Raw genomic sequence first — 13,969 nt, forward strand, 5'->3', positions numbered from 1 at the left:
GCTAACGCTTTAATGATATCGGGGAACCGTTCGGACACAAGGGACCGGACGGATCAACAATTGCGGGGTCCCCCATGATGAAGCGTTTCGCTGTGGCGGCGAGCTTGGCGCTCGCTCTGGCTGCCTGCCAGGATGAGAGCTTCCGGAGAAGCTCCACACGCCATCTTTCGCCCATTCCGCAGGCCACCATGTCCTTGATGGCCGACAAGGGAATGTCGAAGTCCGACCCGATTCTCATCCGCTCCTTCAAAAAGGAGTCGGAGATGGAAATCTGGAAGCGCGGACGCGACGGGCGTTATGCGCTGCTCAAGACCTATCCCATCTGCCGCTGGTCGGGTCAGCTCGGACCGAAGGTGCGCGAGGGCGACCGTCAGGCGCCTGAGGGTTTCTATACCGTCACCCCCGGCCAGATGAATCCGAATTCAGCCTATTATCTGTCCTTCGATACCGGGTTCCCGAACGCCTATGATCGATCCTTCGGTCGGACAGGCGGCAACCTGATGGTCCACGGCTCGTGCTCGTCACGCGGCTGTTTTGCCATGACGGACCAGAACATCGCCGAGATCTATGCGATTGCGCGTGAGGCGCTTGCGAGCGGCCAGCGCGGCTTCCAGTTCCAGTCCTATCCGTTCCGGATGACGGCGCTGAATATGGCCCAGCACCGTCTCGATCCCAACATCGTCTTCTGGAAAAACCTGAAGGAAGGTTCGGATTATTTCGAAATTGCGCGCGAGGAGCCCCGGATCTCCGTTGCCGACAAGCACTATGTCTTCAACGTGACCGATGAGACCGTCGTTTCCGCCGTCGAGCAGAAGCGTCAGCGTGATGAGCAGGAGGTTGCGCAACTGGCTCCGGGCGTACAACCGGTCAAGCTCGTCTATAACGACGGCGGTTCGCATGAATCCTTCCGTCAGGCCCTTGCCGGCACCGTGGAAGGCGGCTCGCTCGTGGTCGACGCCCGCATGCGTGACAAATTCGGCGATGTGAGCCGTCCGGAGGGCCTTGCCTCCGGTCCGCAGGTCATCGCTCTCGATGCCTCCGGCAAGCCGAAGGAAGCTCCTGTCCCGGCAGCAGCCCTGGCTTTCGCGTCGACTCAGGCGGCTCCCGCACCCGAGGCGAAGGTTGCCGCGGCTCCCCCGGCCGCTCCGGCTGTGAGCACTCCTGTCCAGGCCTCAGCTGCGGGCGGTTCACAGGAAACGCCTTTCTACAAGAAGATGTTCGGCGGAATCGGCGACCTGTTCAACACCTCGTCCGCCTCGGCACCTGTCGCGGAAACGGCCCAGGCCACCTCGACCCTACCCACAGCGACCCCGTTGCCCCCGCAGCGTGGCATGCCGGCCGCTCCGGCGAAGCCCCAGCGCCGCGTCGAGGCCCCCAGTTCGGTCAACGTCGCGATCAACTGATCCGCGACGAGTTTCAGAATCAAAAGCCCGCCTGATGGCGGGTTTTTTCATGCTCCATGAGACGCGCACCCATGCGGCGGCTATTCTTCACCTTCGTTCTCGTCGTTATCGCCGCATTGGTCGGTGTCGCCGTCGTTCGACCCAATCTCCGCCAGAGCGCCTCGGATCGTACGATCAGGGCTATCGCTCGGGTGGCCCCCGGAATTGCAGCGGACCTGCGCCATGGCTCGGATAAGCCGCTTGCCGCGAAGCTCGAGGAGAAGGGTTTCCGCCTGGGCGCCCCAGCCTTCGTGCGCATTTTCAAGGAGGAGAACGCTCTCGAAGTCTGGCTCTCGCGAAACGGGACTTATGAACTATTCGCGACGTACCCGATCTGCACGTGGTCGGGCACACTCGGCCCTAAGATCGCGGAGGGTGACGGCCAGAGCCCCGAGGGCTTTTATGCGGTCGGTCTCAATCAGCTCAATCCGAACAGCGCCTATTACCGTGCCTTCAATCTGGGCTTCCCGAACACCTATGATCGCGCTCATGGCCGCACCGGGTCGCTCGTAATGGTCCACGGCGATTGCCTGTCCATCGGTTGCTATGCCATGACCGACCGAGGGATCGACGATATCTATCGAATCGTCGAGGCGGCCCTGCGCGAAGGCCAACGCGAGGTCCCGGTCCATGTCTTTCCATTCCGCATGACGAGCGAGAAGCTGGGCGCCATGGCCGGCCATCGTTGGGCGGCCCATTGGGCCGAGCTCAGGGAAGGCTACGACCTATTCGAGGCAACACGGACCCCACCCCTCGCGGCGGTCTGTGGTGGCCGTTATGCATTCGGTGCGGCTGTCTCTAGCCAATGCCAGCGGGTTACAGCGCAGTAGGCAAGCGCATGCCCCTGACCGGGCTTCATTAGGCTCCCGTTCGCGACGAGTCGGGCCACGGGGTCTCCGTTTCGATTTGCCCCCTCGCCTCATCCAAAAGCCAGGTTCGGAAAGCTGCGACGGCGGGCCGCTCGGCGTAAGCTTCAGGGCAGACCACGTAATATTGGTAGGCACCCTTCACCTGCTGCGGAAACGGGCGCACGAGACGACCGGCATCAAGATAATCCCCGATCAGCACGTTGGTCGCCAGCGCCACCCCCTGCCCCGATGCGGCAGCCTGTAAAGCCATGAAAGTATGAGAGAAACGTGGGCCGCGTGTCGTATCGACCCCGTCCACGCCCACCTCCTTCAGCCAGCGGGACCATGTCACGTAGTCAGGCACCCCTTCCGGAATTTCGTGCAGAAGAGTGTGATGACGAAGATCTTCGGGCACGCGCAGAGGCCGCTGCGGATCATCGAGGAGCGCTGCGCTGCAGACGGAAAAATAGTTCTCTTCCATCAAGAGATCCGTCCTCATGCCCGGATAGCCACCCCGACCGAACCGGATCACGACGTCGATATCCTCGCGGGCGAAATCGGTTTGCGTGGTCGAAACCGAAATGCGGACCTCCAGGTCCGGGTGACGCTCTTTCAGTGAACCGAGACGTGGAATGAGCCAGCTCAGGGCAAAACTCGGCATGGTGCCGACGGTCAGGACCTTTGTATTTTCAGGCTTCAACGCTCGCGCGGTCGCCTCGTGAAGTCGATCCAGCGCCTCTGAAACGGTCGCGGCATAGCGCTCGCCCACACTCGTCAGGGCGACGCCCTTACTCGGCAGGCGGACGAAGAGCGGGCGTCCGAGCCAGGCTTCGAGCGCCTTCACCTGCTGCCCGACGGCACTTGCCGTGACGGCGATCTCATCTCCGGCACGTTCGAAACTCAAATGACGGGCGGCGGCCTCGAAGGCGCGCAAGGCATTGAGAGGCGGAAGTCGGCGACGGGACATCGTGTCTTGACCAAGAATAGCTTGGGCTGAAGTCAAGGACTTCTCGTTTGCTTGCCACCCAAGGCGAGAGCATCCTTTCCCTATCAAAAGCGCGAAAGAAAGGGAAATGTCATGACCATCGGTATCGCCATAGGAAATCTTCGGGAATCGCAGAAAGCAACTTCTTTGAGAACCGGTCTCCTACTCAAGCTCATGCTGAGGCTGGAAGCATGGTTCGATCATCGTGCGAGCCGCCGGTCCTTGTATGGCGTGGATGATCGCGGCCTCGCCGATCTCGGCCTCAGGCGGACAGATGTCGAAGGATACGACCATTCCCCCGCCTGGCCGGACATTCTGGTTGCGCCGAGAGATCGGGGTTTTCGTTGAAAATGAGCACTGGCGCCGAATAAAAGCCCGCCATCGAGGCGGGCTTTTTCATTCGGCAAAGCGTGAGAACCCCTTACGCCACGAGCTGTCCGTGGCAATGCTTGAACTTCTTGCCCGAGCCGCACGGGCACGGTTCATTGCGACCGACCCGGCCCCAGGTCGAAGGATCGTTCGGGTCCCGGTTCTGAGCAGCGGTCGCGGAAAGACCTGAAGCCGATACACCATCCGGCAAAGCCATCTCGTTCTCGCCCGTGGCCGGGTCGAGATGCTGGCCGAACATGGGCGGCAGCGAAGCGGGTTCGGGCTGCTGGAACACCACCTGAATGCGCATGAGCTGTCCCGTCACCTGCTCGCGCAGGTGACCGACCAGGCTGTTGAACAGATCGAAGGCTTCCGCCTTGTACTCGTTGAGCGGATCGCGCTGAGCGAGACCGCGCCAACCGATGACCTGACGCAGATGGTCGAGGGTCACAAGGTGCTCGCGCCAGAGATGGTCGAGGCTCTGGAGCAGAACCTGCTTCTCCACATAGGTCATCACTTCCGGCGAATTCGCCTCGATGCGCTGGGTGTAGGATTCGTCGGCGGCCTTGCGGATGCGCTCGCGGATCTCGTCGTCGGCGATGCCCTCTTCCTTCGCCCAATCGGCGATCGGCAGGTCGAGAGCCAGGAAGCGCTCGACGCCCTCCTTCAAACCGACCACATCCCATTGCTCGGCATAAGCATGTTCGGGAATGGAACGGGCGACCAGATCCTCGACGACGCCGTGGCGCATGTCGTCGATGGTGTCGCGCACGCTTTCTTCCGCCATGAACTCCTTGCGTTGCTCGAACACGACCTTGCGCTGGTCGTTCATGACGTTGTCGTATTTCAGGATGTTCTTGCGGATGTCGAAGTTGCGCGCCTCGACCTTCGCCTGCGCGCGCTCGATGGCCTTGTTGATCCACGGATGGATGATGGCCTCATCCTCCTTCAGCCCGAGCTTGGACAGCATGCCGTCCATGCGGTCGGAACCGAAGATGCGCATCAGGTCGTCCTGAAGCGACAGGTAGAACTTGGAGCGGCCCGGATCACCCTGACGGCCCGAGCGGCCACGCAGCTGGTTGTCGATGCGGCGGGATTCGTGGCGCTCGGTGCCGAGCACGTAGAGACCGCCCGCCTTCAGCGCCTGTTCCTTGAACGCGGCGATCTCTTCGAGGATCGTCTTTTCCTTCGCCGCACGCTCATCGCCCTCGATACCGGCAAGCTCGCGCTCGACGCGCATCTTGGCGTTACCGCCGAGCTGAATATCGGTGCCGCGACCGGCCATGTTGGTGGCGATGGTGATCGCGCCCGGCACACCGGCCTGCGCGACGATGAAGGCTTCCTGCTCGTGGAAGCGCGCGTTCAGCACGGCGAAGTGCTTGGTGCCGGTGCCTGCGCGCGCCGCCTTGTAGAGCGGCTCCAGAGCCAGCGGGTTCTCGAAATCGATGAGCGTGTAGCCGTCCTTGATGAGAAGCTCGGCCAGCGTCTCCGATTTTTCGATGGAAGTCGTGCCGACGAGGATCGGTTGGCTGCGCTTCGAGGAGGCCTCGATTTCGCGGATGATGCCTTTGTACTTCTCTTCCGCCGTCCGATAGACCTCGTCATCCTCGTCGATACGCGAGACAGGACGGTTCGTCGGAATTTCGGCGACGTCGAGATTGTAGATTTCCAGGAATTCGTCGGCTTCCGTCGATGCGGTGCCGGTCATGCCGCCGAGTTTGTCGTAGAGGCGGAAATAGTTCTGGAAGGTGATGGAGGCCAGCGTCTGGTTCTCGGGCTGAACCTGCACGCGTTCCTTGGCTTCGAGCGCCTGATGCAGGCCTTCCGAATAGCGACGGCCCGGCATCATGCGGCCGGTGAACTCGTCGATGATGACCACTTCGTCGTTGCGGACGATATAATCCTTGTCACGCTGGAACAGAGTGTGTGCGCGCAAGGCCTGGTTCATGTGGTGAACGAGGGTCGCGTTCTGGGCGTCGTAGAGATCGCCCTCGGTCAGCAGACCGGCCTCGCGCAAAAGCTCCTCGATCTTGCTGGTGCCGTCCTCGGTGAGCGACACGCTGCGCTGCTTCTCGTCGAGGTCGTAGTCGCTCCTGGACAGGCGCGGGATCACCTGATCGACCGCCAGATAGAGCTCCGAGCGGTCGTCGAGGGGACCGGAGATGATGAGCGGCGTGCGCGCCTCATCCACGAGAATCGAGTCGACCTCGTCCACGATGGCGAAGTTGTGGCCACGCTGGACCATCTGCGCCATCTCGTACTTCATGTTGTCGCGAAGATAGTCGAAGCCGTATTCGTTGTTGGTGCCGTAAGTAATGTCCGAGGCATAAGCCTGGGCACGCTCGGCATCGTCGAGGCCGTGGACGATCACGCCGACGGACAGGCCGAGGAACTTGTAGATCTGGCCCATCCACTCGCTATCGCGGCGGGCGAGATAGTCGTTCACCGTAACCACGTGAACGCCCTTGGCTGAGAGCGCGTTGAGATAGACCGGGAGGGTCGCGACCAGCGTCTTGCCTTCACCAGTGCGCATTTCGGCAATCGAGCCCTCATGGAGGACCATGCCGCCGATGAGCTGCACATCGAAATGGCGCTGTCCTAAAGTGCGCTTCGCTGCCTCGCGGACCGTGGCGAAGGCGGGAACCAGGAGGTCGTCCAGGCTCTTGCCGGCGGCGACCTCGGCCTTGAAGGTCTCGGTGCGGGCGCGCAGGTCCTCGTCGGACAGGGCCTCGAGTTCCGCCTCCAGTGCGTTGATCGCGGCCACTTTAGGCCGATATGACTTCAAGCGGCGATCATTGACCGAGCCAAAGATTTTCTTGGCGAAAGAACCAAACATCGAAAGCCTTCGAATTCCAGAATTCAGGAGAAAAAGCGGTTTGGGCCGCCTTATAGACTTAATTATGCGGAGACGCATCTAAAAGGCTGCGCCACTCCGGCGCAGTCGCGCTTCCACAACCTTGACCGTTTAAGCTTAATCGGACGGAGGTCTGCCACAGATAGGCTATCGCTTGCAAACTGCAAGGAACTCAGCCATCGATCCACACCGAGCGTCGGCCGTTTAAGGCCCGTCAGAGGACTTCAAAATGTCAGTTTCATCATCCCTTCTTAAGAGCGTTCTTGCGCTTGGTGTGGCTCTGCCCCTCAGCGTAGGCTTCGCTTCGGCTCAGACGCCAGCTCCCGCGGCACCCGCCGCTTCCGCTGCGAAAAGCAACAAGGTTGTCGCCCGGGTCAACGGCGTCGACATCACCGAAGCGGACCTCGCCATCGCGGAAGCCGACCCGGCCCTGCAACTTCCCAACGTCTCGGACGCGCAGAAGCGTGACCTTTTGATCGGCTATATGATCGATCTGAAGCTCGGTGCGAAGGCAGCGGCGGCGGCCAAGGTCGGCGATACGCCGGATTTTGCCCGCAAGCTCGCCTACAACCAGGATAAGACCCTCCTCGACGAGTATCTCAGCCAGGAAGCCAAGAAGGGCGTCACGCCGGAAGCCGCAAAGAAGCTCTATGACGAGACCGTCAAGAGCGTCACGCCCGAGCAGGAAGTGCGCGCCCGCCACATCCTGGTCGAAAACGAGGACGAGGCGAAGAAGGTCTATGCCCGGGTGAAAGGCGGCGAGGATTTCGCGAAGGTCGCCGGAGAGGTCTCCAAGGATCCCGGATCGAAGACCGATGGCGGCGACCTCGGTTTCTTCTCCAAGGACCGCATGGTCGAACCCTTCGCCGAGGCCGCCTTCAAGCTCGAACCCGGCCAGATCTCCGAGCCGGTGAAATCCCAGTTCGGCTGGCACATCATCAAGCTGGAAGAAAAGCGCACCAAGCCCGCCCCTTCCTTCGAGGAGATGAAGGAGCAGGTGAACAACTACCTGGAACGCAAGACCCAACAGGACTTGATCCTGAATCTGCGCAAGGACGCCAAGATCGAGCGCCTCGACGACAAGGGCAACCTCGTCGAGCAGAAGAAGCAGTAAGCCTTTCGACAAGAGCCGAGCGGGCAGATCCTCGCTCGGCTCAATATCCGGACAACGCCTCCTCGTTGGCCGGACATACGGGTGAATCGGATTTCAGGGCCGGTCGGCCTCCCCAAGATTAAGCTTGGGCTTGACAAAATCCTTGGACAGCCTCAGTTCGCGCAATCCTCGGCTTCTTGTCCCTTACCGGCTCAATCCATGTCCAAGACCGTCTCCCCGCTCGCGCCGAAATCCTATCCGACCCTTCCGCCTGTCGAGGGTGTGAAGATCGCGACCGCGGAGGCCGGGATCCGATACAAGAACCGAACCGACGTTCTCTACATGACCTTCGCCAAGGACACGGCGGTGGCGGGGGTGTTCACCCGCTCCAAGTGTCCCTCCGCCCCTGTGGACTGGTGCCGCAAGAACCTGGACAAGGGTGTCGCGCGGGCGCTCGTGGTCAATTCCGGCAACGCCAATGCCTTTACCGGCAAGAAGGGCGCCGAAGCGGTGAAACTCACCGCCGACATTGCGGCCAAGGCCGCCGGCTGCCGGGCCTCCCAGGTCTTCATCGCCTCGACCGGTGTGATCGGCGAGCCGCTCGACGCCACGAAATTCCAGGGCGTTCTCGACAAGTGCCAGAAGCAGGCGAAGCCGCTCAATTGGGTCGATGCCGCCAAGGCCATCATGACCACCGACACTTTCCCCAAAGTGGCGACCCGCAAGGCGACCATCGGCGGCGTTGAGGTGACGATCAACGGCATCGCCAAGGGCGCGGGCATGATCGCGCCCGACATGGCGACCATGCTCTCCTTCATCTTCACCGACGCGCCCATCGCCGCGCCGGTCTTGCAGGCGCTTTTGAAAAAGGGTGCCGACAAGAGCTTCAATTGCGTGACGGTCGACAGCGATACCTCGACCTCCGACACCCTGCTCTTCTTCGCGACAGGCGCCGCCACTCAACGCGGCGCGCCCGCGATCTCGCTGCCGAGCGACCGCCGCCTGACCGGTTTCCGTCAGGCGCTGGAAGATCTTCTCTGCGATCTCGCGCAGCAGGTCGCCCGCGACGGCGAGGGCGCGCGCAAGTTCGTGACCGTGAAAGTGACGGGCGCGACCGGCGCGACCTCCGCCAAACGCATCGCCATGGCGATCGCCAATTCGCCGCTCGTGAAAACGGCGGTCGCGGGTGAAGACGCCAATTGGGGCCGTGTGGTCATGGCTGTCGGCAAAGCCGGCGAACCCGCCGAGCGCGACAAGCTCGCGATCTGGTTCGGCGATATCCGCGTCGCCGTGAAGGGCGCGCGCGATCCGGCTTACGACGAGGCCAAGACGACCGCCTACATGAAGGGCGACGAGATCGTGATCCGCGTCGATCTCGGCCTCGGCCGTGGCGAGGCGCGGGCCTGGACCTGCGATCTCACCAAGGCCTATGTGGAAATCAACGGTGATTACCGCAGCTGATTACAGCTTGGGAACGACGGTCACTTTCCGCTTGATGATCACGCGCATCGGTCCGCCGTACTGATCCGTTCCGATGAGCGCATAAGCGAACTCGTCGGAACCTTGGTAGCCGGGCTTGGCGACGTAGATGGCGTTCAGGTTCTGCACGCCGGCCCGACCGATCTTGGGGGCTTGGGTGATTTTGACCTCGTTGATGGCTCCAGGAATGCCGCTGAGTCCGAAAGCACACCCTGTTCCCGCCTCGACCGTGATCGGAGCCTCAAGCTCGGCGATGCTCGAGGGAATGTAGAAGGGTGGCCCGTCGCAGCCGGCCTGCGCCGCGCCTGCGAATCCTGAACAGGCCAGGATCAATGAGGCCCCGAATATACTCTTTTGCTTAAGCATGAATCTCACCCCTTACGAGAATATATACTTATATCGTTACTATCAGTTGCACAACCGCCGCGAGTTGTCTTTCGCCGCCGAATCTGTTGAGAGGGGAAACTGCCATGACCACGAACCCGCCCCCTCTCAAGCTGACCCTTGTCGTCGCCGTCGCCCTCGTGGACACGGATAACCGCATCCTCCTGGCGCAGCGCCCGGCAGGGAAATCGCTCGCGGGTTTATGGGAATTTCCTGGCGGCAAGCTCGAGCCGGGCGAGCGGCCGGAGGATGCGCTCATCCGCGAATTGCGGGAAGAGCTGGGGATCGAGGTCAAGGAAGCCTGCCTCGCGCCGCTCACTTTCGCGAGCCACGCCTATGAGAGCTTCCACCTCCTGATGCCGCTCTACATCTGCCGTCGTTGGGAAGGGTTTGTGCAACCGCTCGAAGGGCAGGCGCTGAAATGGGTGAAGCCGCAGGAATTGCGCCAGTACCCGATGCCTCCGGCAGATGAGCCGCTGCTGCCCTTCCTCGTCGATCTTGTCGGCCCTTGAACCTACCATGACCGACAGCGCCATCATTTCCGCCCTCCCCGCGCCGACGCGAGGCTTTCTCGTCACGAATCTTCTGGCCTGCTCAATCCTCTGGGCGAGCGGCTTCCTGTTCGTGAAACTGAGCGGCGACGTGAATCCCTTCGCTCTCGCCGCCATGCGCGGATTGATTGGCGCGATCACTCTCGCCCTCTGGTTCGCGGCATTGCGCAAGAGCCCGCTCCCCCATGGACGCGAATGGCGGAGCTGGCTTTTTCTCGGCGCGTTCAACGGCTGGATCCCGAACGTGCTCCTGGCCTATGCGCTGACACAAATCACCACGGCCCCGGCTGCGATGATTCAGGCATCCGCTCCCCTCATCGTCGCCGTGCTGTCGCATCTCCTCTTCGCGGATGAGCGCCTGACCCGCAGACGTATGATCGGCGTCGCACTCGGCTTCGTCGGCATGGCTATTCTCATCGGCCCTGCCGCCCTTCCCGAGAGCGGTGTCAGTCCCTGGGGTGCGCTTGCCATGATCGGGTGCGCATTGAGCTATTCCTGCGCCAATCTCTATGTCCGCTCCGTCCGGCAGGCCGATCCCGCGCGCCTGGCGCTTGGCCAGCAGATCTGCTCCGGCATTCCGGCGTCGATCCTCGCCCTCGTTCTCGTCGGTCAATCCTCTTTTGCCGCCGTTCCATCCCACTTCGGGCCGCTCCTGGCGCTAGGCGTCATGGCGACGGCTTTGCCGATTCTTCTTTTCATGCGCCTGATCCGCAGCGCCGGGCCGACACGGGCCTCGATGGTGGGTTATCTCATGCCCGTCTGGACGGCGATTCTTGCTGTCATCTTCCTCGGTGAGAAGATCGGTGGTCGAGAGATGATCGGCGGCGCGGTGGTGCTTACCGGCGTCGCATTGGTGTCGCTCAGTGGCCGATTGAAACCGGCATCCGGCTAGAGTCGAACTCACCCACCCCTTCCCTCCCGCTCATGACCAGCTAAATTCCTTCGATAGCGGCAGACGGGAGAGCCCAGGATGACCTTGTTCGAACGCCAACTCGCGACTTATTCGACCTATCATCGCGACCACCGGAATCGCTTCACGCATTTCATCGGCATCCCGGCGATCATCCTCTCGATTTTGCTGGTGCTGTCGCTCTGGAAAATCCCGATTGGGCAGCATGGCATCCCCACCTCCTGGATCGTCGGGGCTCTGGCCGTTCTGGGCTGGATTGCGCTCGACAAGGGAATCGGCGCCGCCATGGCGATCTTGGTCGTTGCCATGGTCGCGTTTTCCGAGTGGTTCGTGAGCGCTTACGGCGTGGTGCCGACCTGGTGGCTGTTCGGCGTTCTCTTCGTCGGCGGTTGGGTGCTTCAACTCGTCGGACATGTCTTCGAGGGACGACGCCCGGCCCTTGCCGACAATCTCTTTCAGGCCTTCATCGGGCCCATGTTCATCATGGCCGAACTCTTGATGATGCTCGGCCTGCGCCGTGACCTTCAACGCACTACCGAGATCAATCCTTGAACACCTCGATGGCGTCCACCTTTCCGGGGTAGAAGGCGATGTAGCCTGCAATGGCGGCAACGGTTGCAAACGGCTTCTCATAGCTCCAGGCGGCGTTGTCGCACACCAAACCGCCGGCATTGGCCGTGTAATAGGTCGCATCGCCCTTATAAGGGCAATGGGTGTGGTGACTCGTCTTGTCCAAGAGGTCCATCCGCACGTCCTTGCGCGGGATGTATTGCACGACCGGCAGCGTCGCTTCGTGCAAAGCCAGCGCCTCGGTGGTCTCGGCAACGATGAAACCGCCAAGAACGACACGGACTCGATGCGAGTTGGGCACGATCGTAATCGGGTGGTCCGGGCTGGGTTCTCTCATGGGTGCGCTCCTTGAGCGACGTCTGCAGACTAGAACATTTTGGAACCGTCCCCAAGGCTCAAGGCTCCGGTTTCTCTCCGGTTTTACGTTCCTCCACGTGAAGCGCGTCAGCAAGCCGCATGCGTGCACTGCCCGGACGCAGCGGCTTCTGCTGATTTTCGTGCGGCGCCCAACCCAGAAGCCAGACGATCTCGAAGGTCGCGAAAATACGCCCATCGGGATCGGCGAACCGTTCCGCGTAGATTTCCGCCGCGCGCATCAAGGTGCGCCGCTTCAACGGCGTCTTGCGACGGTCGATCAACGCGTTGGTCAGGCCCATGCGGCGCAAATCCCGCATGAGCGAAAACGGGTCGGCATAGCGCACGCGGATCGTTTCCGAATCCGTGACAGGCAATGCAAACTTGGCCCGCTGGAGCAGACTGCCGAGATCGCGCACATCGGCAAAGGGCGCAACGCGCGGACTCACTCCGCCCTCGATCTCCGCCTCCGCCGTCGTGAAGGCCTGTCGCAACTCGGTCAGGGTCGCTCCGCCGAAAAGGGCCGCCACGAACAACCCATCCGGCTTCAAGGCCTGCCTGATCTGCACCAGCGCGCCGGGCAGATCGTTGACGCTTTGCAAGGCGAGAAGGGAGATCGCGAGATCGAACCGCGCATCGCTGAAAGGCAAACTCTCTTCGTCGCCGAGAATGGCGCCTTCCTCGGCGACCGGGGACAGCCGCACCACCTGTTCGGCCCGCCCGGTCCGAAGTAACATCTTTGCCGCGAGCGGGGTCGGCGTTCCCACATCGAGAGCGAGCGAGAATTGCCGCAACACGGTCGAAAGCCGCTCGTCGAGATCTTCCGCGACGCGGGCAAGGAGGAAATCCGCGTATCCCGCGTTGAGGGCGCGCTGAAGTCGCTGGCGGGCGAGCGGTCGGTCGAAAACGAGGGGCGCTGTCATGGCATGCCCGGTATGGCGCGGAATAAGGGCAGCGCCAAGAGGGTAGTGACAGGGCTTGGCCAAGACGGGGATCGGCACTAGTCGCCTCCGCGCGATCCTTCGGCTAAGCTCGTCATATGAACGAGACGACAAAGCCCACGCAGCACAGCTTGCGCCTTTTGCATATGGCGCATGGAGTTGCGCGCGCCGCATTGGGCCTGCTCTATCCACCGACCTGTATTGCCTGCCACGCGGCCACGGGCGAACCGCACAGCCTATGCGCCGCATGCTGGTCAGGCATTCGCTTCATCGAGCGGCCCTATTGCGAGCGGCTGGGCACGCCGTTCGCCGTCGATCTCGGCACGCCGCTTCTGTCGCCCGCAGCTATCGCCGATCCTCCCGTTTTCGCCCGCGCCAGGGCGGTCGCTCAGTATGATGGCACGGCCAGCGCCCTCATCCACCGCCTCAAATATGCGGACCGGCCAGAACTCGCCCGGGCGCTTGGCACGATGATGACCCGCGCCGGAGCGGAATTGTTGCGGGAGACCGATGTGATCGTGCCGGTGCCGCTTCACCGCTGGCGGCTCTGGCAAAGGCGTTTCAATCAGGCAATGGCGCTTGCAAACGTGGTCGCGCGCCAAAACGACATTCCTTGCAATCCATCCCTTCTTGCCCGCGTCAAGCACACGCGCCAGCAGGTCGGTCTCACCAAGACCCAGCGCCAGGAAAACCTGCAAGGCGCTTTTCGCGTCCCGGAGGAGGCTCGCCCTGCGGTCAAAGGCAAGCGGATTCTTCTCATCGACGACGTGCTCACCACGGGCTCGACGGCGAACGCCGCTTCGCGCGCGCTGCTGAAAGCCGGAGCGGCCCAGGTGGATATCCTCGCCTTCGCGAGAGTTGTCGCGGAGGGCTAAGGCTTCCTATATGTCGGAACGAGTTTGAAAGAGCCCCCATGCCACCCATCACGATCTACACAAAAAGCTGGTGCCCCTATTGCACATCCGCCAAGGCGCTTTTTGGCGAGAAAGGCGCAGCCTTCACCGAAATCGACATCGAAAAGACACCGGAAGCCCGCGCGGAGATGATCGCGAAGGCCGGCGGCCGCACCAGCGTGCCGCAGATCTTTATCGGCACACAACATGTGGGTGGCTGCGACGATCTCTATGCCCTTGACGACAAGGGTGGGTTGGAGCCCCTTCTACAAGCGTAAATCAGGAGCCGAGAGCCC

General features: G+C 61.9%; 15 protein-coding genes. 9 read left to right on the forward strand and 6 right to left on the reverse strand.

The features are described 5' to 3' along the window. Window positions 1–74: 74 nt before the first annotated feature. Together AB4072_RS14405 and AB4072_RS14410 are read left to right on the forward strand one after the other, a co-directional pair. The gene (locus AB4072_RS14405) at window positions 75–1,403 is read left to right on the forward strand and encodes a L,D-transpeptidase family protein (protein ID WP_441968956.1); all 1,329 of its coding nucleotides are present in this window, start codon (window positions 75–77) and stop codon (window positions 1,401–1,403) included. Window positions 1,404–1,474: 71 nt separating this feature from the next. After that, complete coding sequence (locus AB4072_RS14410; protein ID WP_441968958.1) at window positions 1,475–2,272, forward strand: L,D-transpeptidase family protein; 798 nt, start codon at window positions 1,475–1,477, stop codon at window positions 2,270–2,272. A gap of 28 nt (window positions 2,273–2,300) precedes the next feature. Here the strand turns inward: AB4072_RS14410 and AB4072_RS14415 are convergent, their stop codons facing one another. The 3 genes from AB4072_RS14415 to secA all read right to left on the reverse strand — a co-directional run bounded on the left by AB4072_RS14415 (window position 2,301) and on the right by secA (window position 6,480). After that, window positions 2,301–3,257, reverse strand: coding sequence for a transcriptional regulator GcvA (locus tag AB4072_RS14415; protein ID WP_441968960.1), 957 nt, complete (start codon window positions 3,255–3,257; stop codon window positions 2,301–2,303). Between the two features lie 180 nt (window positions 3,258–3,437). Continuing rightward, the gene (locus tag AB4072_RS14420; RefSeq protein ID WP_441968962.1) at window positions 3,438–3,569 is read right to left on the reverse strand and encodes a hypothetical protein; all 132 of its coding nucleotides are present in this window, start codon (window positions 3,567–3,569) and stop codon (window positions 3,438–3,440) included. 127 nt (window positions 3,570–3,696) lie between these two features. Next, window positions 3,697–6,480 (reverse strand): preprotein translocase subunit SecA, encoded by a 2,784-nt coding sequence (gene secA / locus AB4072_RS14425; protein ID WP_441968964.1) that lies wholly within the window; start codon window positions 6,478–6,480, stop codon window positions 3,697–3,699. A 247-nt stretch (window positions 6,481–6,727) separates the two neighbouring features. Between secA and AB4072_RS14430 the strand changes: the two genes are divergently transcribed. Together AB4072_RS14430 and argJ are read left to right on the forward strand one after the other, a co-directional pair. Beyond that, window positions 6,728–7,612: a peptidylprolyl isomerase gene (locus AB4072_RS14430; protein ID WP_441968966.1), complete on the forward strand. Its 885-nt coding sequence runs from the start codon at window positions 6,728–6,730 to the stop codon at window positions 7,610–7,612. Between the two features lie 198 nt (window positions 7,613–7,810). Continuing rightward, entirely contained in the window at window positions 7,811–9,052 is a 1,242-nt protein-coding gene (argJ, locus tag AB4072_RS14435; protein WP_441968968.1) for a bifunctional glutamate N-acetyltransferase/amino-acid acetyltransferase ArgJ, read from the forward strand. On the opposite strand, the gene AB4072_RS14440 is transcribed toward argJ, so the two are convergent. Beyond that, on the reverse strand, window positions 9,053–9,436 hold the full coding sequence (locus AB4072_RS14440) for a hypothetical protein (RefSeq protein WP_441968970.1): 384 nt from the start codon (window positions 9,434–9,436) through the stop codon (window positions 9,053–9,055). It abuts the gene before it with no gap. Window positions 9,437–9,540: 104 nt separating this feature from the next. Here AB4072_RS14440 and mutT point away from each other — a divergent pair, with 104 nt between their 5' ends. From mutT to AB4072_RS14455, 3 genes are all read left to right on the forward strand, one after another. Beyond that, window positions 9,541–9,966 (forward strand): 8-oxo-dGTP diphosphatase MutT, encoded by a 426-nt coding sequence (gene mutT / locus AB4072_RS14445; RefSeq protein ID WP_441968971.1) that lies wholly within the window; start codon window positions 9,541–9,543, stop codon window positions 9,964–9,966. 7 nt (window positions 9,967–9,973) lie between these two features. Next, entirely contained in the window at window positions 9,974–10,897 is a 924-nt protein-coding gene (locus AB4072_RS14450) for a DMT family transporter (RefSeq protein ID WP_441968973.1), read from the forward strand. Window positions 10,898–10,975: 78 nt separating this feature from the next. Continuing rightward, window positions 10,976–11,467, forward strand: coding sequence for an Mpo1 family 2-hydroxy fatty acid dioxygenase (locus AB4072_RS14455; protein ID WP_441968975.1), 492 nt, complete (start codon window positions 10,976–10,978; stop codon window positions 11,465–11,467). Here AB4072_RS14455 and AB4072_RS14460 read toward each other — a convergent pair. Together AB4072_RS14460 and AB4072_RS14465 are read right to left on the reverse strand one after the other, a co-directional pair. Next, window positions 11,457–11,822 carry a DUF427 domain-containing protein gene (locus AB4072_RS14460; RefSeq protein ID WP_441968977.1) on the reverse strand — a complete coding sequence of 122 codons (366 nt, stop codon included), beginning with the start codon at window positions 11,820–11,822 and terminating at the stop codon, window positions 11,457–11,459. The two genes, AB4072_RS14455 and AB4072_RS14460, sit on opposite strands and share 11 nt — an antisense overlap. Window positions 11,823–11,880: 58 nt before the next feature. Next, a complete protein-coding gene (locus AB4072_RS14465) occupies window positions 11,881–12,762 on the reverse strand; it encodes a methyltransferase domain-containing protein (protein ID WP_441969206.1) in 882 nt (293 codons plus the stop codon). Between the two features lie 164 nt (window positions 12,763–12,926). Here AB4072_RS14465 and AB4072_RS14470 point away from each other — a divergent pair, with 164 nt between their 5' ends. Both AB4072_RS14470 and grxC read left to right on the forward strand, forming a co-directional pair. Further along, window positions 12,927–13,655, forward strand: a complete 729-nt coding sequence (locus AB4072_RS14470) for a ComF family protein (RefSeq protein WP_441969208.1) — start codon at window positions 12,927–12,929, stop codon at window positions 13,653–13,655. A gap of 38 nt (window positions 13,656–13,693) precedes the next feature. Continuing rightward, window positions 13,694–13,951 (forward strand): glutaredoxin 3, encoded by a 258-nt coding sequence (gene grxC / locus AB4072_RS14475; protein ID WP_441968979.1) that lies wholly within the window; start codon window positions 13,694–13,696, stop codon window positions 13,949–13,951. The last annotated feature ends 18 nt before the right edge of the window (window positions 13,952–13,969 follow it).

The sequence above is a fragment of the Microvirga sp. 2MCAF38 genome, from assembly GCF_052115485.1.
Lineage (GTDB): Bacteria > Pseudomonadota > Alphaproteobacteria > Rhizobiales > Beijerinckiaceae > Microvirga.